Here is a 17,984-nt window from a genome sequence, read left to right as displayed (position 1 = left end):
CTGTTTGTTTTTTGTTATTTACTTCCATCAAGATCCTTCAGTTGTGTAAGGACCTCCATAAGTTTTTGTTTTTCTTATACTTGGTGAAAGTCCCGAAATGGATTTCTTATTTTATTGATTCGTTATAAAACGGTTTGCATGGTAAACAAATCTGGTATTATTGAATCCCCTACTTCATCCCATTTCAGTGGAGTGGCGATGAGACCTTGTTCGTTTCCCCTCGGGGAATAGGGAGCTATAATTGTTTTTCCTTCACCATGCTGTACATAGTCCAGGTACAATTTATTATTTCGATTTTTTTTCAAACGCTCCGTGGTAAACCAATGCGGTTCTTGTTCGCAAATGAAATGACATACAAACTCAATAAATATGCGTATATCCTCATATGAAAACGTGTCATCTGGCAACGGAATATAAACCTGTAATCCTTTCCCACCAGAGGTTTTTACAAAGGACTGTAGATGAAATTGGTCAAAGATCGCTTTCATGCGCAGAGCGGCTTCAACAGCTAAAGTAAACTCTTTCACAGAAGGGGGATCAAGATCAAAAACAATCTCCGTTGGAAAATTGTTTTTTCTCGTTTGAAACGGGATATGGAATTCAAGCGCCAATTGATTCCCAAGCCATAGTAAGGATTCCAGATCGTTGCACACGATATAATTGATATCATCAATCTGCTCGGTATAGATGAAGGCCGGTGCATAATCTGGACAATGTTTTTGAAAAAAATGCTCATCCATAGCCCCTTGGGGGTAGCAAATGACAGTAAGAAGACGTTCACGTAAAAAGGGAAGAAGATAGGGTGCTATGTTTTGCAGGTAAAGCAAAAAGTGATCCTTTTGGATGTTGAGTGCTGGCCAGACCGGTTTGTCAGAGTTATACCGATTAAAGAGTTAGCCAGCTTCGATAAAATGAATCCAGTGACAGAAAACTTTCCGAATGTTTTAAAAGAAATGCCAAAAGCTTCTTTGCATCCGATCTGTTTTGAAGTTCGGGATGATGAAAATGATATGCATGCCCGCCACTTTTCATCCCCTTATTCGGGTACAATTGAAGATGCCGTTACCGGAACGGCTTCAGGTGTGATGGGAGCGTATTATAAAACCTTTGTAAACAAAGGCACCCGATTACCAAAGACACTCATCGTGGAACAAGGGCATGAAATAAATATAGACGGACGGGTATATGTGCATGTAAAAGGAGAACAAGAGCCATTAGATATCTCTATCTCAGGTACGGCTGTTTACGTTAAGAATATTGTGGTTGAAATTGAATAAGTGTACATATAGCAGCTGAACGTTCGATTACCGAATGAAACAACTTTATTATTCATTTTTGAAATAGTCATGATTTGATTTATTGAAATGTAAAAAATTTTAAAGAGCCTTACCACCCACGAATTGTAGGAAGGCTCTAACTATTTCCGATAAAATTAAACGACTTTATTATCTCTAAACAGATTTTTGAGTAACTCATTTTTAAAATAAATGAATATTTTAGAAGAGATTGTGAGAAAGTCATATTAGGGAGGGATATTTAAATGCCAAACCATGAAAGCGAAGAAAGGCTAACAGGTGGTAATGTCTCAAACGTTTATCGTTCTGGAGATACTGTACGCCGAGAATTAAAGCCAAACAGCAGCCAAATTCACAAGTTATTGATTCATTTGGAGAAAAAAGGTTTCAGTTATGCACCAAAGTTTTTAGGAATTGATGAAAACGGAAGAGAGATTTTATCGTTTATTGAAGGAGAAGCTGGTAATAATCCTTTAAAGAAATATATGTGGTCTGATGATGTCTTAATAGAAATAGCGAAAATGCTCCGACTTTATCATGATGCAGTGAGTGATTTTCCAATGGATGATTGGAATCCGATAGATAATACTCCAGATAAAATGGAGGTATTATGTCACAATGACTTTGCCAGATACAATATTATTTTTAACGGTGAAAGACCAATAGGTATTATAGATTTTGATGTTGCTGGTCCTGGTCCCCGCCTTTGGGATATAGCCTATACTCTTTATACTTGCGTCCCTTTAAGTAGATTATATGTTTCTGAAACAGGGGGGGAGGTTTATTACAATTCATTACAGGACGCTAATCGTATTAAACAAAGAATAAGAAAGTTTTTTGAATCTTACAGTGTAGGAATGAATGAAGAATATTTAGAAATGGTATTGCTGCGGCTTGAAGGATTATGTAAAACAATTAAAAGAAAAGCCCGTGAAGGTGACGTTTCTTTTCAAAAAATGATAGATGAAGGGCATGTTGAACATTACCAAAACGATATTAAATTCATCCGTGAATATGGGAAAGAATGGATTTAAGAGTAGGTTTTTGCTGTACTAACAGGGGCTAGAATTCAATGAGAGCGAGCCAGCCTCAACAGCCTGTGACCTTCAACAATCGGGCTCTTTTCCGAAGTAAGAAGAGTGTCTTTTCTCTATGGGTGGGTGCATTCACTGATTGAGAAAATGATCACACTTTTTTATAAAAGAATCATTCAATTTTACACATGAAGACATGTTTTGATCAATCTTTTTTCAAAACATGCTCTTTCTATTTGCTCTTATAATAAGGTTATTGTGTTAATTTAATCAAACTTTATTTTAAGGCTACATCGGTTCCTAAATATAAAGGAATCGACTTTTTTAATTTGGCTTATTAAGCTAAAGCCCCCGTTATTTATACATAAAGACTTACACAATAATTGCATATTGTATAAATGATGTAACAATAAGTAATTATTTCTTACCTTTTCGTTCTAAAAGTATAGGTGCTATATTTAGTAAGATAGAAACAATTGTCAAAAACCATAATGCACTTTCAAAATTAGGTACTTCCCCTAAAGCTGACCAATCTTCCTTTTTTACCCACTCCGATACAAGACTGTATTCTGCACAAAGTGTTAATGCTGTAAATGATAATCCAAACGCCATAGCAAGCTTATAATCCTTTCCTGCTATATACATATAAAGATTTATAAACGTTATTACTATTGCAATAACCCCAAATATTACCCACATAATTATACCTCCATATATTTTTATTTATGTCGTGTAATAATACTAATGTGCATAATCTCAATTTTTTGCATTACCTTTTATTAGACATTAATACGTCAAATCTTATTTTATAGTAAATGCTCTTCCTTTTGTGATTTCTTATTGAACAAACCTGCCCCTTTAGTTGAATAAGAAAAAAGAGCTGCCCAAGCAACCCCATGATCTTTAACTAAAGCAACCCGTTAGTTGAAGAAGGTAGATAATATCATAACTAAAAGTACCCATATTCGGAGTAACATTAGGAGTTTCAATATTATTTATGAGTGTGATGTTAATGGAAATAAAAAATGCTTTGGTCCATCTTTTAAAAACGCACGGACGAACAATGTATCATCACTCTTTGTTATGAACTCTGGATGGATATTTAAACCATCATAATCTGGTGTAAAATAGAAATTAATTATCTCGATATCAGCAGAAACAAAACTATTTAAAATTGTATCTATCTCCACTCTTTTTTTACTAATCACATCAAAAATATGAAGTAGATTATCCTCTTGTTTAAATATTACAATCGTTTCTTCCTCTTCAATATAATAAACAGCGTCATTGAATGCTAGGATAAAGTAAAGCATTAATAGGTGTTCGTTGTTTTTACGCCCAATATTGAAGATACAGATATTCTTTCAGCCGCGAATTCCTTAATCAGTTCGAAATCAACCTTGTTATTGACATCTAGCTTGCGTAGAGTGAATTTTTTAGCCGTTTTCTTTTTCAAATCTGAAGTCTTCAAGCTAAAACTACTTTCTTGAACCTGCTCAAAGCCAAACTTAGGGTAAAAGTCTAGTACAGTATCATTAGCGAATAAGTAAATAAATCATAGTCTTTTTCGTATTTTTTAATGATATGATTCGTCAGCTTAGCTGCCAACCCTTGATGACGATAATCTGGATGTGTCATCACCGTACCCAATTGAATTGCGTTATATTCCTTACCATCAGAGACCACGACCATCTTATTGATAGAAGCATTCGCAATTACTTGATCTCCATCCACATATGAATAACAAATGTAGTTGTCATTCCAACAGCCCTTGTTATACCATTACTTGAAATCCAAATCAAATACGTGCTTTGCGAGTTCATTAAAGCTTACCTTATATTTTTCAGTGTACTTATAGTCACTTATTAATTGATATTCTTTCATAACAAACCCCTATTCTTTAATTTATTTTATTTTTAAATTATATCTGACTTACATTACTAAAAAACCTCACACTTATTACTTAAAAGAAAATAATCTAATGAGGTATATAACTTCATTGGATTATCTTGTTGTTCAATTAAACTGCTCCGTTAGTAAAAAAGCGACTGCTCTTATTGAACACTCGCACCCGATAGTTTAAGTACATTTATTCACAAAGTAATCTTTTTGTTTTTATGGTATATTGGAATTTAATTGAAACTTTTCAATAATTTAAATCGTATTACCTTTTAAGGAAGACCAATTTTTTTGAATAGGGGGAGTTTTAGTGGGGATGAAGGGTTATTTTTCTGCAGCAAGATTGATGGGTGTGGTTCTTTTCCTTATTACTAGTTTAGTGGCTACCGGCTGTTCTGAAAATGGGACAGTGAGTAAAGGAGCTTCAGATAAAAATGCTGAAGCGATTCGGGCTGTTATTGAGAAAGAATTCAGTGCTCCGGATGAAGAGTTTCAGGCATTGCGTGATGCGGCATTGGAATCTGTAAAGGAAGCTGGGGATCAGAAAGAATATGATGAGTTGATGGAAGCTCCCGTTTACAAGGAGTATTTGACTTATATGGAGGACACCTACAGACCCTACTTTACTGAAAATGGCTACGATTCTTTCATCAGTACCGCTTCTGCTTTTATGTATAGTGGATTGGATGGTGATTTTTCGCTGAGTCCTTCGGATATAAAGATTGAACAGAGTGATAGCAGCTCTGCACTATATAATTTCACTTTCCATGTGAAGGCTGAAAGTGGAAACGGAGTAGCTGGCGATTATTATTTTGAAGGGAAAGCAAATGTTCCGGAGGAAGGAAGAATCGGTACGATTGAGTTCTCTGATAAAGACAGCCTTTATGAAAAATTGAATTCTTCTTTTTAGGGAGCAAACACGATAAAAAACAAATTAATTTAAGGCCTGCTCCAAATCGGCAAGGAGATCTTCAATGTCTTCAATTCCTACTGAAATACGCACAAGACCATCTGTGATTCCAAGCTCTGCCCTGCGCTCTGCAGAAATCGACGCGTACGTCATGCGGGCTGGAAGTGAAAAGAGAGAGGCTTTCTACTGCGCCAAAGCTTTCTGCAAGTGTCTAGATTACCCTGTCTCAAAACGGATAATGCAACAGATGTTTCATACTCAATAAAATGATGGTACAAGAGTAAACAACCTCCATAATACATTCCTTTCTTTCCCCTTTATACATAATCACCAGGTTCTCCACAATCGGTCCGATTGCTGACTAAGATAGTCTGCCACTCTTTCACTATCCTGCTCCGTTAGCACAAGAAGCTACTGCTCTTATTGAACACTCGCACCCGTTAACACAACATGGATTTTACGATAACCAAAAGGCAGGAGATGCCTATCATTCTTCATTACAACGAATTAAATACGCTGTCTAATTTATTTACTATCTCTAAAATAGGTTCAGAAGAGTACTCTAAATTGTTGGATATCATGAAATTCCCGCTTTTTGCTACTTTGTTATGTCTATTATTGAGTTCACGCCGAGGCCAAGAATTCTCATCATACTGTAAATTAATGTGGTTTTGTCCAATGCGAATTTCGTAGATCCGTTTTGCTTCAGGATCAGAGTAGATATTATAATACGTCCCATCAAACATGTATATATGCAGATAATCAAACGTCTTTCTGCTATAAAGAACGGTTTCATCAGGACTGAAAAATAACCTTTTCAATAAACTTGATCCTTTGGGAGGTTTAGGGACAGGCTTATGGTTTCGATAATGTAACGTATGTGAATCTATAGTGTATTTTTTAATCTTTGATAATAGAATTCGTTCATTGTTTATCGTAATAAATTTTGGTTTGGACTTGGAAGATGGGCGACTGGACGCAATAATCGTTACGTTAATAGCTTTGTTGCCTCGAGCCTCTTCTATTGGTTCAAAATCGACCTGTGCGTTTTTAACGATTGGATTGTCGGCTTTGACGTCACTAATATGAAAAAAATAATCAAGCGAATTCTTATCCTGAATAAAGCCAAATCCTTTTTCATCATTATAGTACTTAACTCTGCCTTGTAGTTTAATTGAAGACGCTTCTGTCATGGTTCTCACTCCCGAAGATTATTAATGTAATTCTATCATAATGGATTGATAAGAGTGGGGGGGATTTGTAGGTATTGCACCATCAATAAATACTGGATGTTTAACCTCTGACCATTCATGGTCTGGATAATCAGCAATTATAGTGCCATCTCTATCAAAGAATGCAACCTTCAAATAACCTCTCCTTTATTTATCCCTTCTTCCACAATCCTGCCTCGTTAGTTGAAGTGTACCACTTCACAATCTCATTAGAGTAAAGACTATTGATACATAGATTCATTCCATAAAAAATAACTTGTCATTTTAGGAGGTAATTTGCGCATATTTTAAGCGCTATTTTGCATGTTAGTACATAACAAAAGCGATCTTTCCTTTGTTGAAAGATCGCTTTATGATTATTTGATACCGATTACCACACTGTCATGTGCAACTTCTACCAATTCAGTTGTATTGAAGTAATATGAAAGAAGCGTTCAATAAGTACTTGTTGAACGCTTTTGACTTTCTATTCGTTTGGCATTATTTTTAGCTATTGTTTGGGAGTGCCTATAGCTTAATTCAAGCGATTTTAGTTATAACTGCAACTAGCATTTTGGGAGTTGCAGCACAAATTACTTCGATTCAGACCGTTGTGGTTTTAGGTGTTTTAATAATGATGATATTATCCATAACGTTGTGTATATTTAGCTTATTACCTTCAAAAAAACAATTCTACGAAGCTGAAGCTAAAACTAATGGAACTATGAGTCTTTAACCAGAGACTAACAATAAGGCATTGCAATAATCTTCAAGAGTCGGGCGTGATTGTTCAATAAAACTTAGATTTTCAAACGACTTTATTATAATATTTTTTAGGATAGTGAAGTATCTTAAATCAAAAATTAAACAACTATATTTTTAACCCCGTCCTAAATTAGAACGGGGTTATGCTTGTTTGAGCTTTTAAAATTAAATAACTTTATTGTCATTTTACAAATATGGTTTTGGAGTTTTTCTTATGTCACCAAATGGTGACATAAGAAAAAAAATCGTGTGTATACTGTAAAGTCATCTGATATGACTAGTTAAGATAACCACGTTTTGTTGGTGGAACCCCTTGATGAACATTAATGGTTCAAAATCTGAATAAACAAAAGGAACATACGTTCTATAATAATGGGTATAGTGTTATTAGAGGGGTGATTTTTGTGTATGACTATAGCCAGTTTCCTAAACGTGATATTGCCATTGTTGACATGAAAAGCTTTTATTCTTCCATTGAGTGTGTTAAACGTGGCTTAGATCCACTCAATGACTATCTTGCAGTTGTAGGTGATACATCACGTAATGGATCGGTGGTGCTTGCATCTTCTCCAAGATTTAAAAAAGAAGGCATAAAAACTGGTAGTCGTTTATTTGAAATTCCTGAAAAACTAAAAAAACATGCTGTAAATGCGAATATGTAACTATATCTGCAGGTTTCTATTGAGATTACAAAATTACTTTTTAGATACGTACCAAAAGAAGATATTTTTATTTATTCTGTTGATGAGCAATTTATCGATTTCTCCCATTCGAAACGACTTCATGGTGGTGATACGATTGCATTAATTGAAAAGATTAAGCAAGAAATATGGGAAAAGTTCGGACTTCCGACTGCTTGGGGATTAGGTGATAACCCCTTTTTTGTTCAAAAAGAGCTCGATACCGCTCTTATGCTGATTGATCAATTAACAACAGCCTTTGATCCGAAAAAGTATCATAATGACTATCGTACAGCCCTAATGGATCTGATTGAGGAGAAAAAATTCGGTGAATACACAGTAACACCAAGTGAGGATAAAAATAGACCAGCAGCCTCCAATGTGACCGATTTAATGTCCGCTCTTCAAGCATCTCTTGATAAGACGAAGAAGAAAAGACCGGCTCCTCGGTAACAAACAACCGTCTCCAAAGCAAAGAAAAACGCATAGTTTTATCATCAAAAATCCACTAGAAAATGAATTGCTTAGTGGGTTTTTGTACGATCGTTAGAGGGAAATCTAAATTCATTTAAGGGAGAATGAAAATGAACTACTTCTACTCAAATGATAAGATGATTTTGGAACCTGGGGGATATGACAGTTTACAAACAAACGATATATACGAATGGTTAAAGAGACATGAAACCACTCTTGGAGGTTCAAATGCATATAGTGAGATGATCGAAATTTATGAAATGAACCGGATAGGCATCAAGAGCATGCCACTAGAGGGAATGAAGGAAACGCGACAATTGGAAGACAATTAGACTCATCATAAATCCTTTGCTTTAAATGGCGGATGGGTATGATCCCGTTCGTTTACGTTCATCCATCTTGATAAAGGGAGACCTGTGAATAGGAATAGTACTATAACAATCAAGCCATTTGACTGTAAAACAAGAAAAATATGCTTATTTTGTTCCATAGAATTTCTCCTTTAACTAGTTGTACAAGCCGTTTTCTCTGAATAAGATGCATAGACATCTTTTAACGGAGGGCTATTACATGAATTCACTATTTACCTATATTTTTTTAGGTGTATCTTTGGCTGCACCAATAGGCCCTGTTAAGGCTGCTCAACTAGATACGGGAATTAAAAATGGGTTTTTTCATGCTTTTATTTTTGGTCTTGGTGCAATAGCTGCGGACGTCATGTATATGATCATGGTTTATTTTGGGGTTTCCCAATTTATTGATTTTCCTTTTATCAAAACATTTCTCTGGTCGTTTGGCTTTTTTGTTCTTATATATACGGGGATAGAAAATTTACTTACACTCAATAAAATTGTGGTGGACTTGAGGTCCGGGAGAAGTATCCGTCTTAGACGATCATTCTTATCTGGTTTCTTCATGTCTATGCTGAATCCGATAACGATCCTTTTTTTCTTAGGGATATATGGTTCAGTCCTTGCGAAAACATCTGGAGATTATGCAGGAAATCAAATATTTCTATATAGTCTAGCCATGCTATTTGGCATTCTTTTATGGAATTTTATAATGGCCGTTATATCTAGTGTGGCCCGAAGACTTTTATCCACGACGCTCCTGAAAATTATTTCCATTCTTTCCTCCTTAGCCATGATTGGCTTTGGGGTATACTTTGGTATTCAGGCTTATCAGGCGTTATTTTGATCTACATAACTTGAAAAAGAGGTAAACTGACCGCTTAATGATCCTTTTTATGTGATGTATGGGGGCTTGTGTCTATGCTGTGTTGCGATCTTTAAACGCCTTTGGGCGAGTTATGAACCTTAGCTATTTTGCTAGAAGATCAAACTCTCCCAAGGGCATCTTTGCGTTTTATTCGCAAGTATGAAGCGTTGAGAGGGGGGAAAGAATCAAGTCGGTTTACCATCATTGATTGCATACATATCTTATTTATTCATTCATTTATTCAAAAAGTGTACTAAGTGCACAAGCTACTTTACGTAAAAAGCTGGTTTAAGTCCATTTGGTCAAATAAGTATATAATGATATGGTATTATAGGTTGTGATAGATTGAACATATACATATAAGCAAATAAGAATATGGTTTTCCCGAATCATTGGATGGCGGTGAGATAACTATGACAGTAAAAACAACAAAGGTGGAACTTGATAAAGCGGGCATGGTCCTGAAATTACTAGGGGACAAGACGATGTTGTCGATGATGAAGCTTTTACAGAAAAACGAATGCTGTGTTTGTGAGTTTGTTGAAATCTTTAACATTGGTCAATCTGCTATTAGTCAGCATCTTCGCAAGCTAAAAGATGTTGGCCTGGTAAGAGAGACTCGAAAAGGACAATGGGTTTTTTATTCCTTGAATCATACGAGTGATATGTATGGATTAGTACAGCAAATTCTAGCATTCATTCCGAATCAGGATCAGCGAATTATAGCGTTAGAGAAGCAGGGGTTAAGAATTATTTGTGAATAGTGAGGGGATTAGATGACATCAGAAGTTTTAGCATCCTTTCGGAACGCTATAACGGAACAACAGACCATTTAGATTATGTTTTTTTAACGAAAGTGAATAATGCAGCTACGCCTCTTTCTAATCGCGCAATTGATACATTAGTAAAGAAATACACTAAAGCATGTAAATCAACTAAATCCATGTCTCCCCATAAGTTGCGTCATACATATGGAACCAATCTCATGGCACAATCAGGAGATATCCATTTATTAATGACTCAACTTGGCCACAGTTCCACCACAACAGCTGCACTCTATTCGAATCGAGAACATAAGAAAGCTAAAAAAGCTTCTGAACAACTGGGTGAACGACGAACAAATTATTACAATAAAGAAATGTAAATTGAGATTTCCGCTAAACTTGGCGTGCTATTGAAATTCAGAACAACGAAGATTTAACTTTTCACTAATAAAGTAGTGACCTTTACCAGAAAGTACCCCTCATTTGAAAGAAGACTTTAAAAAGCAACTCAAACAAGCAAATATGGTTTTGAAGTTTTTCTTATGTCACCATTTGGTGACATAAGAAAATAAAAAATCGTGTGTAGTAAATTTACTACACACGAAAGAATTTAAAACAATTTATTAGTAACATTTTTGAAATTTTTAAATTCGATTGTTTCATTGCTTTATGGAAATTTACTTTGATCAGAGAATGCTTCCCCTCGATGTGTTTCTAATAACATCAGTTTAATACGCTTCATTTTGCTTCTTCCTTCGTGCTTTTGGATTTTGATTTTCTTGATTTTAATCATGCTAAACACATTTAGATTAAGTATATTATTACCCTTAACTTTAACAAATCTATTCCAATCCTGTAATTTGTAATGAATGGCTGAACAAAGCAAGGAATATTACTGAAAGTGAATATGTTCAGTTGAAGGATCGGATGATCATTCATTACAGCAATAGGGTTACAGAAACTGATTACAGTTCTTTCATTCATTTTGGAAAAATTAAATTGATTGCTAAATCTAGTGCAACGGCTAATTATGTCTTGAAATTCAAAGATAAGAAGAAGCCAGTAACTTAGTTCCACCAGGAAGATAATATAAATAAGCATGAGCCAGAAATAAAATCATTTCTGTTTACTTAATTGATCCATCCAACTTGGATAAAGACAAAATTTTAATACGACCTGATAATAGAAATATTATTTACCAAGAAGATTTAGAAGTACCGGCTAAAATTGAAACATCTTTTAATTGGTACAATAAATATTATTTAAAAGAAATGCTGTTGATTTTGATCGATCAAAAGAATATTATCAAGGTTTTGCTCCAGGATAATGGGATGAATTAGAAGGAGTTGCCTCTGAACTAGATTGGCAAGATGATGATATCTTTCACGATTATTCAGGTTATCAGCAAGACTAGAAAAAGTCGGGATGCTCAGCAATGGTGAGAGATGGATACGTAAGAAACTATGATTATCACCCTAAAACCTATGAAGAAAGGCTCATGCTCCGGAATCCTTTTGGTGCTTAAGCCTAAATTGGGAGAAGCGATGGGATGAACGAGAAAGGTTTAGTTGTAGGATATCATTTAGTTAATCGAAGAAATGCTGCTGAAGGATTTATTTGCACGACAATAGCGCGTTTTTTACTGGATACTTGTGCAACGACAGAAGAGGCAATTGACCTTCTTAAGCCAATTCCTCATCGCCAAGTATTTAATGTCTTCATTATAAGATAAACATGGAACACAAGCCGTTGTAGAAGCTTCAGGGGGAGGGTAGCTGTGCGATATGAAAACATCATGGGCTGTACGAATCACTTTCAATCGCCTAAACTACTAGCTGAAAAATCGTTACCATTTAATGGACTCTAAAAAAAGATTAGAAACAATAAATCAAATGAATAATAATAAAGTGACAGCTATAGAAGCGTTTCATTTTTTAAATGATCCTCAGTATGGAATTTTCAAAAAAATTATGAAAGCTGGGCTGGTACAATTCATACATTCGTTTACATTCCAGAAACGTTAACGGTGATCTTTGGTTTAGGAGAAAAAGCTACTCCAATTACAATTAATTTTGAAGAATGGTTAAAAGTCATCCGATTCCCCGTTACAAAAATTTTTGGTAAGGTGAATACGGAAGAACGCTTTGGTCATTTATGAGCCAATTAAACAGCTTGTTATTAAAAATAGAAAATAGATAAGGTGATTAACTTCTGCTTAAAAAGGAAAAATATGCTGAACAAAAAGAAATAATTGTCACACGTATTGTAATTAAGAAGGAGTCACGCTATACTTTTTTTGAATAGAAAGGAGGATTTATGATGATTCATCACAATTGGCAAGATCGTCCTTCTCTTAAAACGGTAACATGTATTCAAGATAAAGCTAAAAAATATATCGTTAATAACGTACTTACCGTTGGGAAGACTTACGAAGTGAAAAATGAAACAGAAGAATTTATTTTTATCATTGATAACAGCGGAAAAGTGGGAGGATTTTACAAATATTACTTCCAAGTTGCATAAAGTTTTTTATCTCTTTAAAAAAGTCTTAGTTTTCTTAAAAACTAAGACTTTTTTTCTTTTCATTTTTTTCACTAATGTCTATAATAAATTTATACAATTAATATTAAGGGGAGAAGCCCATGTTTACAGAAAGAATGGCACTGCAAATTCGATTAGAACAAATGAAAGATTCAGAAGAAAGAATATTTGAAGCGTTTCATAAAGAACGTGAATCGATCCTTCAGAGATTGAGAGAGTTAGATTCAACACAAGGTTACGAACAATCTGAAATAAGTACAGATTTATCTCCTGAGTTTGTTCAAGAACAATCAGAAACCCAAGAAAATGCAGCGGGTGATCAGCTAGCTGGAAAAAGAATGCTTAAAACGAAAAAACTTGGAAAATCAAGACAAATGCACGAAGCGGCTTTTACAATTTTACGGGATCGTTTAGAGCCTGTTAAAGGTACTGAAATTCAAGAGTATATTTTAGACAAAACAGGCTTTAAAGTTGCGAATATGACTACATTTATGAAAACCATCCAACGAAAAGATAGACACGTTCGTAAATTGGATCGTGGTTTGTATATTTACGAAAAAGAATCTTAAACACCATTTTTTTTAAAAAAAGACTGACTTGTCTTGTTAAAAAGAACAAAAGTCAGTCTTTTTTATAAATTACGGCTATTTTTTTACGCTATGCTGTTCTTTTAAAAGTTTTTTAATTTCTGCTAACTCTTTTTGAACTGCTTCTAATTTTCTGTCTGTAGGAGAAGGGTTCTCAGCTTGATTTGCTTCCTCTACATTACTTACAATAACACCGACAAATAAATTAAATATAACGAAGGTTCCGATTAAGATAAACGTTACAAAAAACCACCAAGATGTTGGATCTTCTGCTAAAATAGGCCTCATAACACCACTTGCCCATGACTCTAAAGTAACAACCTGGAACAGGCTTAGCAAAGAAGCATGAAGGGTACCAAAAAATTCTGGTGCAATTTCTTTATACAATGTCGTACCAATTACTGCATAAATGTAAAAGAAAATGGTGAGTAAAAGCATAATTGTTCCCATTGAAGGGATGGTCATAAGAAGAGCATTTACCATTTTTCGCAGTGAAGGGATAGTCGAAATGGCTCTAAGCACTCTCAAAACGCGCAAAATCCTTAATACAGTTACATAATGCCCGCCAACTAGCAAGTGACCGCTTGCCACAATAATAAAGTCAAACATATTCCAAGGTTCTTTAAAGAATAATTTTAATGAACGACTTCCAATTAAACGAATCAATATTTCAATTGTAAAAATCCATAATAAAATTTGATCAGCTATAAAAAACCATGTAATAAATTCCTCATAAATATATGTATAGGTTTCTAAACCAATTAAGACGGCGTTTAAAAGTATCAGCCCGATTATAATGCTTGTAAATCCTGGATGATCTGATAATCTAGCGCATTTCTGCCGAATCTTTTCTAGCAATTACACTACCTCCTTTCCCCAATATATTTTACTTTGTTAAGCATCAGCTGTCACCAGTTTAGTTTAGGGTGATTATAGAAGTGACATAATAGTAATTCTAATAGGAGAAGATAGCCATTTAGTAGTTTGTCTAACATAACTAGTGAGAAGAGGTGAAATATAAAATGAATAATAAGTGGGAACAGTCTTTAACCTCTGTGGATGGCTTTATATCATGGGAAGTAACTAAGGCTTATAAAGTAAAGGGAAAATATCATATAATTCCATTAATCGTGATTCTATCTCCCCATGAAAAAGAGAGATTCACTCGATCCGTGTATTTAAACAACCTCCATGCCAAAATTGAACAGAAAAAGAACAAATGTAATGTATCCGTTGCACCAAGACCAGAATTCAATGGTAAAATTCAAAAAAAGGGTAAAACATACTTTTTTCCACTTATATCAGCTCATTCTCCATTATCATTTTGGTGCAAATCTTCAGTGGATACCTTTACAAAAAGTTTTTTCAAGACCGTTAATCAATTTCTTGAAGATACTATAGAATATGGAAATAAAAATAATGTTAATTGAAATAATATTATTATAAAAGTACAATTAATAACCATAAATATATATATTAATTTATCATAAAAAGTGAGGATTCATGAAATGATATCATCTATAATTTATCAACTTCCAGAAGAAATACAATCGCTAATAAAAAGCAGACAAGCCAGTCAGTATGACGAGGATTTTGCTCGAATTGGAACGGGTGGGTATACTTCAAACGATCCATCTATATTAAAGGATTCTGCAATTGCGCTCGCATTAAGTAAAAACGTTCTTTTAAAAGGACCTACCGGATCTGGAAAAACAAAGCTCGCAGAAACAATCAGCAGCATCTTTTCTCAGCCAATGTATAGTATTAACTGCTCAGTAGATTTAGATGCTGAAGCGATGCTTGGATATAAAACCATCGAACAAGTTGATGGACATTCAGCCATTACCTTTGTGGAGGGACCCGTTATTCAAGCAATGAAAAAAGGGCAGCTTCTTTATATTGATGAAATTAACATGGCTAAACCCGAAACGCTCCCAATCTTAAACGGAGTACTTGATTATCGCAGAACGATTACTAATCCATTTACAAATGAGGTTGTTAAAGCAAAAGAGGGATTTGGTGTAATTGCAGCTATTAATGAAGGATATGTGGGTACCGTTCCTTTAAATGAAGCATTGAAGAATCGCTTTATTGTTATTGATGTACCTTATATACAGGGTGAAACCTTAAAAAAAGTAATTGAAGGTCAAAGTAAGCTTACGGACTCGATGCTTATAGATCGATTTGTCCAACTATCAGAGGATCTTTTAACACAGGTCCAAAACGGACAAGTGTCTGAGGAAGCCGCTTCTATTCGTGCCTTACTCGACACATGTGATTTGGCCATATATCTTCCACCCATGAGAGCGTTGCTTCGTGGAATAATAGATAAAGTAGAAGATGATCGAGAGAAGGCGGCAATCCGAAATGCTGCAGAAACGATTTTTGAGTGAGGATGATCGGTCATGGAACGATTTATTCAATTTAATGATGAAAGCATTAATTCCTTCCGATTGATGGAGTTAACCGATTTGGCAAAAACCTTAACAAAAATACAAGACATAGACGTAGAATACGGTCCGCTTTCCTACGCGGATCTTCCGGGCAGGAAGATTATTGTTAGTCATTTTTGGGATCATAGGAGCTCGATAGACGAGGTTATGGGTTTAAAGTCTGATATCTATTTGTGTGCAGTTGGAACAATGAAATATTCAGATATCCCGTCGATTAATAAATATATTTTCAAAACAAAAAAACGATCTATTCGTTCATTTTCAAAGCAGCTCTTGATCATGATTGAAGATTTACGTATAGAAGAGGAAATTAAACGCGTTCGTCCAGGAACAAAAAAAGCCTTTAATATTCGAAGACGTATTTATACATCCTATTTCGAATCACAGCTGAATGTACACTTGGTAAAGGGCGTTTCTACGGATGCTTTATTTAATATGCTCTATTTGATGCTGAATGCTCAATCTCCAATATCGGACTGGCCTAAAATTAATTCTTCAATTGATATGGCTATGCCTTTTATACAACAACAGATTGAGCGCTCCTTTGATATTAAGTCAACCGCAGAGGCAACAGCACTTTGTAATGAAATTTGTGAGGTTCTAGATGAAATTTTAGCAAAAGATATGTTAAACGAATATTTCCACCTTCCTGAGCAAGTGATGGAAGAATGGGAGAGTAGTTTAACATACAAGGATCTCAAGCGCGATGATCCTTTAGTCAATTGTGACCATCTGAAGGAAGAAGCGACTGGAAATGAAGAAGTAATGAAAGAGGAATTCAGTACTTGGCATCGTGAATCTTCTGACAAAGGAGAATCATTTTTACAATTTGATTTGGATCAGGGCTCCAGTACGAATATAAAAGGGAATCAGGCAAGAGAAGGTGACGAAGGAGACCAAGCATTAGGGATGATTCAGGGGGCAAGTAGAAAATCTCAGCATCAACAATTTGATAACCAAGAACTGGATTTAAATTCAGAAGAGCAATCAGGTGAAGGAGAAACCGATTATTTCGGACGTGAAAATCGCTATGCGCACCCGGTTTTTCAATCCTCCAATCCTATTGCTCATTCTGAACAGCAAAGATATGATATTTTCAAAAAATTAGTTGTTTTTTATCAAAAAAAACTACAAAGAATGATAGAAAAAACATTGGATCATAAAAAAATACAGCCTAGAACAAATCTTGCATTTGGTCGATTGAGCAAACGGTTAATCCCATTTTTAACAGATGATCAGCCGAAGATTTTTTATAAAAAAGACGAAAAATCACCAGAAATTGACGCAACCTTTACGTTATTGCTTGACTGCTCTGCATCCATGCATGACAAAATGGAAGAAACGAAAAAAGGGCTTGTTTTATTTCATGAGGCACTAAAATCACTTTACGTCCCTCATGAAATTGTCGGATTCTGGGAAGATACAAATAACGTTAGTGAAACGAGTCAACCTAATTATATGAAGACGGTTATATCCTATCATGATTCAATTTACACAAATCAAGGTGCTGCAATTATGCAGCTGCAGCCGGAAGAAGACAACCGAGACGGTTATGCCATTCGCCATATGACCAAACGACTTCTTTCACGCAAGGAAAAACAACGTTTTTTAATGGTCTTTTCGGATGGTGAACCCGCTGCAATGAACTATGAGCAAAATGGGGTTATGGACACACATGAAGCTGTAATCAATGCAAGGAAGAATGGCATCGAGGTGATGAACCTGTTTCTTTCAAACGGAGAAGTTACGGAGGGACAAAAAGAAGTAATTCGTAACATGTATGGTAAATATAGTCTCTTCATTTCGAATATAGAAGAACTTCCAGATGTACTTTTCCCATTACTTAAACGACTTCTATACAAAAGCATATAAGACTGAGTCGTATGTCAGGCTATGGACGGAGTTAAAATCGTTCTTAAACGCCGTTTTTTTTCTCCACTTCTTGTCTACAATAAGAGTAACAAGAAAAGGAGTGAAAAAATAAATGGCCAATCATTTATCAATTAACCATCAAGCTAAAATTCAAGAAATGCAACGACATAATGACAAGGTAAATAAAAATCATTGGAAAAAAGGTAATAAAAGCAGGTTGAAATGGTTTTAATGTTACGGAAATCTTCTCAAATGCATACAGGTTTTTTATCTAAAATCGA

The 17,984-nt window shown here is 34.9% G+C and carries 21 protein-coding genes and 4 pseudogenes; 16 read left to right on the top strand and 9 right to left on the bottom strand.

Features of this window, described 5'->3' with window-relative positions; all coding sequences use genetic code 11:
* Positions 1 to 74: 74 nt before the first annotated feature.
* A pseudogene (gene ligD / locus KP78_RS13950) lies at positions 75 to 872 on the bottom strand (non-homologous end-joining DNA ligase); the annotation flags it as partial.
* A 39-nt stretch (positions 873 to 911) separates the two neighbouring features.
* On the opposite strand from ligD, the gene KP78_RS13945 reads away from it, so the two are divergent.
* On the top strand, positions 912 to 1,277 hold the full coding sequence (locus KP78_RS13945) for a PhzF family phenazine biosynthesis isomerase (RefSeq protein WP_084220089.1): 366 nt from the start codon (positions 912 to 914) through the stop codon (positions 1,275 to 1,277).
* Positions 1,278 to 1,540: 263 nt separating this feature from the next.
* The gene (locus KP78_RS13940) at positions 1,541 to 2,329 is read left to right on the top strand and encodes a phosphotransferase enzyme family protein (protein WP_041089827.1); all 789 of its coding nucleotides are present in this window, start codon (positions 1,541 to 1,543) and stop codon (positions 2,327 to 2,329) included.
* 417 nt (positions 2,330 to 2,746) lie between these two features.
* Here the strand turns inward: KP78_RS13940 and KP78_RS13935 are convergent, their stop codons facing one another.
* The 3 genes from KP78_RS13935 to KP78_RS21115 all read right to left on the bottom strand — a co-directional run bounded on the left by KP78_RS13935 (position 2,747) and on the right by KP78_RS21115 (position 4,063).
* The gene (locus KP78_RS13935; RefSeq protein WP_041089825.1) at positions 2,747 to 3,028 is read right to left on the bottom strand and encodes a hypothetical protein; all 282 of its coding nucleotides are present in this window, start codon (positions 3,026 to 3,028) and stop codon (positions 2,747 to 2,749) included.
* 296 nt (positions 3,029 to 3,324) lie between these two features.
* Entirely contained in the window at positions 3,325 to 3,642 is a 318-nt protein-coding gene (locus KP78_RS21120; protein WP_327063183.1) for a hypothetical protein, read from the bottom strand.
* 208 nt (positions 3,643 to 3,850) lie between these two features.
* Complete coding sequence (locus tag KP78_RS21115) at positions 3,851 to 4,063, bottom strand: GNAT family N-acetyltransferase (protein WP_327063182.1); 213 nt, start codon at positions 4,061 to 4,063, stop codon at positions 3,851 to 3,853.
* A 475-nt stretch (positions 4,064 to 4,538) separates the two neighbouring features.
* Between KP78_RS21115 and KP78_RS13925 the strand changes: the two genes are divergently transcribed.
* The gene (locus KP78_RS13925; RefSeq protein ID WP_052474833.1) at positions 4,539 to 5,138 is read left to right on the top strand and encodes a hypothetical protein; all 600 of its coding nucleotides are present in this window, start codon (positions 4,539 to 4,541) and stop codon (positions 5,136 to 5,138) included.
* Between the two features lie 24 nt (positions 5,139 to 5,162).
* On the opposite strand, the pseudogene KP78_RS19370 reads toward KP78_RS13925, so the two are convergent.
* The 3 genes and pseudogenes from KP78_RS19370 to KP78_RS19365 all read right to left on the bottom strand — a co-directional run.
* Positions 5,163 to 5,349, bottom strand: a pseudogene (locus tag KP78_RS19370) (PLP-dependent transferase); the annotation flags it as partial.
* 286 nt (positions 5,350 to 5,635) lie between these two features.
* Positions 5,636 to 6,331, bottom strand: a complete 696-nt coding sequence (locus KP78_RS13920) for a cold-shock protein (RefSeq protein ID WP_041089824.1) — start codon at positions 6,329 to 6,331, stop codon at positions 5,636 to 5,638.
* 21 nt (positions 6,332 to 6,352) lie between these two features.
* Positions 6,353 to 6,505 (bottom strand): hypothetical protein, encoded by a 153-nt coding sequence (locus tag KP78_RS19365; RefSeq protein ID WP_235420938.1) that lies wholly within the window; start codon positions 6,503 to 6,505, stop codon positions 6,353 to 6,355.
* 935 nt (positions 6,506 to 7,440) lie between these two features.
* On the opposite strand from KP78_RS19365, the pseudogene KP78_RS20805 reads away from it, so the two are divergent.
* The 3 genes and pseudogenes from KP78_RS20805 to KP78_RS13905 form a co-directional block, all read left to right on the top strand.
* A pseudogene (locus tag KP78_RS20805) lies at positions 7,441 to 7,983 on the top strand (Y-family DNA polymerase); the annotation flags it as partial.
* A gap of 15 nt (positions 7,984 to 7,998) precedes the next feature.
* Positions 7,999 to 8,247, top strand: a pseudogene (locus tag KP78_RS19360) (non-homologous end joining protein Ku); the annotation flags it as partial.
* A 131-nt stretch (positions 8,248 to 8,378) separates the two neighbouring features.
* On the top strand, positions 8,379 to 8,600 hold the full coding sequence (locus KP78_RS13905) for a hypothetical protein (RefSeq protein ID WP_041089821.1): 222 nt from the start codon (positions 8,379 to 8,381) through the stop codon (positions 8,598 to 8,600).
* Between the two features lie 5 nt (positions 8,601 to 8,605).
* On the opposite strand, the gene KP78_RS20125 is transcribed toward KP78_RS13905, so the two are convergent.
* Entirely contained in the window at positions 8,606 to 8,758 is a 153-nt protein-coding gene (locus KP78_RS20125) for a hypothetical protein (protein ID WP_157841507.1), read from the bottom strand.
* An 80-nt stretch (positions 8,759 to 8,838) separates the two neighbouring features.
* On the opposite strand from KP78_RS20125, the gene KP78_RS13900 reads away from it, so the two are divergent.
* The 7 genes from KP78_RS13900 (at position 8,839) to KP78_RS13875 (ending at position 13,360) form a co-directional block, all read left to right on the top strand.
* The gene (locus tag KP78_RS13900) at positions 8,839 to 9,465 is read left to right on the top strand and encodes a LysE family transporter (RefSeq protein ID WP_041089819.1); all 627 of its coding nucleotides are present in this window, start codon (positions 8,839 to 8,841) and stop codon (positions 9,463 to 9,465) included.
* A 434-nt stretch (positions 9,466 to 9,899) separates the two neighbouring features.
* Positions 9,900 to 10,250, top strand: a complete 351-nt coding sequence (locus KP78_RS13895; protein ID WP_041089817.1) for an ArsR/SmtB family transcription factor — start codon at positions 9,900 to 9,902, stop codon at positions 10,248 to 10,250.
* A complete protein-coding gene (locus tag KP78_RS13890) occupies positions 10,250 to 10,630 on the top strand; it encodes a tyrosine-type recombinase/integrase (RefSeq protein WP_041089815.1) in 381 nt (126 codons plus the stop codon). Before KP78_RS13895 ends, KP78_RS13890 begins: the two co-directional genes overlap by 1 nt.
* 768 nt (positions 10,631 to 11,398) lie before the next feature.
* Complete coding sequence (locus KP78_RS20800) at positions 11,399 to 11,590, top strand: hypothetical protein (protein WP_052474832.1); 192 nt, start codon at positions 11,399 to 11,401, stop codon at positions 11,588 to 11,590.
* A 191-nt stretch (positions 11,591 to 11,781) separates the two neighbouring features.
* Positions 11,782 to 11,982 carry a carcinine hydrolase/isopenicillin-N N-acyltransferase family protein gene (locus tag KP78_RS18740; protein ID WP_268747531.1) on the top strand — a complete coding sequence of 67 codons (201 nt, stop codon included), beginning with the start codon at positions 11,782 to 11,784 and terminating at the stop codon, positions 11,980 to 11,982.
* A 587-nt stretch (positions 11,983 to 12,569) separates the two neighbouring features.
* Positions 12,570 to 12,773 carry a DUF6501 family protein gene (locus KP78_RS13880; protein ID WP_041089813.1) on the top strand — a complete coding sequence of 68 codons (204 nt, stop codon included), beginning with the start codon at positions 12,570 to 12,572 and terminating at the stop codon, positions 12,771 to 12,773.
* Between the two features lie 119 nt (positions 12,774 to 12,892).
* A complete protein-coding gene (locus KP78_RS13875) occupies positions 12,893 to 13,360 on the top strand; it encodes a Rok-like winged helix domain-containing protein (protein WP_052474830.1) in 468 nt (155 codons plus the stop codon).
* Between the two features lie 75 nt (positions 13,361 to 13,435).
* Here KP78_RS13875 and KP78_RS13870 read toward each other — a convergent pair whose 3' ends face one another.
* Entirely contained in the window at positions 13,436 to 14,236 is an 801-nt protein-coding gene (locus tag KP78_RS13870; protein ID WP_041089811.1) for an ion transporter, read from the bottom strand.
* Positions 14,237 to 14,400: 164 nt separating this feature from the next.
* Between KP78_RS13870 and KP78_RS13865 the strand changes: the two genes are divergently transcribed.
* The 3 genes from KP78_RS13865 to KP78_RS13855 all read left to right on the top strand — a co-directional run bounded on the left by KP78_RS13865 (position 14,401) and on the right by KP78_RS13855 (position 17,703).
* Positions 14,401 to 14,808, top strand: coding sequence for a hypothetical protein (locus KP78_RS13865; RefSeq protein WP_041089809.1), 408 nt, complete (start codon positions 14,401 to 14,403; stop codon positions 14,806 to 14,808).
* 78 nt (positions 14,809 to 14,886) lie between these two features.
* On the top strand, positions 14,887 to 15,771 hold the full coding sequence (locus KP78_RS13860) for an ATP-binding protein (protein WP_041089807.1): 885 nt from the start codon (positions 14,887 to 14,889) through the stop codon (positions 15,769 to 15,771).
* Positions 15,772 to 15,783: 12 nt separating this feature from the next.
* Positions 15,784 to 17,703, top strand: a complete 1,920-nt coding sequence (locus KP78_RS13855; RefSeq protein WP_041089805.1) for a vWA domain-containing protein — start codon at positions 15,784 to 15,786, stop codon at positions 17,701 to 17,703.
* The last annotated feature ends 281 nt before the right edge of the window (positions 17,704 to 17,984 follow it).

Source organism: Jeotgalibacillus soli (genome assembly GCF_000829435.1).
Lineage (GTDB): Bacteria > Bacillota > Bacilli > Bacillales > Jeotgalibacillaceae > Jeotgalibacillus > Jeotgalibacillus soli.
Note: the sequence above shows the minus strand (reverse complement) of the source record. Positions and strands in the feature narration are given on the sequence as shown.

What these genes read in the sequence shown, in the direction of transcription:
- KP78_RS13860 (WP_041089807.1), top strand. Translation starts at nt 14,887, where the DNA reads ATGATATCATCTATAATTTATCAACTTCCAGAAGAAATACAATCGCTA.
- KP78_RS13920 (WP_041089824.1), bottom strand. Translation starts at nt 6,331, where the DNA reads ATGACAGAAGCGTCTTCAATTAAACTACAAGGCAGAGTTAAGTACTAT.
- KP78_RS13900 (WP_041089819.1), top strand. Translation starts at nt 8,839, where the DNA reads ATGAATTCACTATTTACCTATATTTTTTTAGGTGTATCTTTGGCTGCA.
- KP78_RS13865 (WP_041089809.1), top strand. Translation starts at nt 14,401, where the DNA reads ATGAATAATAAGTGGGAACAGTCTTTAACCTCTGTGGATGGCTTTATA.
- KP78_RS13855 (WP_041089805.1), top strand. Translation starts at nt 15,784, where the DNA reads ATGGAACGATTTATTCAATTTAATGATGAAAGCATTAATTCCTTCCGA.
- KP78_RS13940 (WP_041089827.1), top strand. Translation starts at nt 1,541, where the DNA reads ATGCCAAACCATGAAAGCGAAGAAAGGCTAACAGGTGGTAATGTCTCA.
- KP78_RS20125 (WP_157841507.1), bottom strand. Translation starts at nt 8,758, where the DNA reads ATGGAACAAAATAAGCATATTTTTCTTGTTTTACAGTCAAATGGCTTG.
- KP78_RS13905 (WP_041089821.1), top strand. Translation starts at nt 8,379, where the DNA reads ATGAACTACTTCTACTCAAATGATAAGATGATTTTGGAACCTGGGGGA.
- KP78_RS13880 (WP_041089813.1), top strand. Translation starts at nt 12,570, where the DNA reads ATGATTCATCACAATTGGCAAGATCGTCCTTCTCTTAAAACGGTAACA.
- KP78_RS13875 (WP_052474830.1), top strand. Translation starts at nt 12,893, where the DNA reads ATGTTTACAGAAAGAATGGCACTGCAAATTCGATTAGAACAAATGAAA.
- KP78_RS21120 (WP_327063183.1), bottom strand. Translation starts at nt 3,642, where the DNA reads ATGCTTTACTTTATCCTAGCATTCAATGACGCTGTTTATTATATTGAA.
- KP78_RS13945 (WP_084220089.1), top strand. Translation starts at nt 912, where the DNA reads ATGAATCCAGTGACAGAAAACTTTCCGAATGTTTTAAAAGAAATGCCA.
- KP78_RS13935 (WP_041089825.1), bottom strand. Translation starts at nt 3,028, where the DNA reads ATGTGGGTAATATTTGGGGTTATTGCAATAGTAATAACGTTTATAAAT.
- KP78_RS13895 (WP_041089817.1), top strand. Translation starts at nt 9,900, where the DNA reads ATGACAGTAAAAACAACAAAGGTGGAACTTGATAAAGCGGGCATGGTC.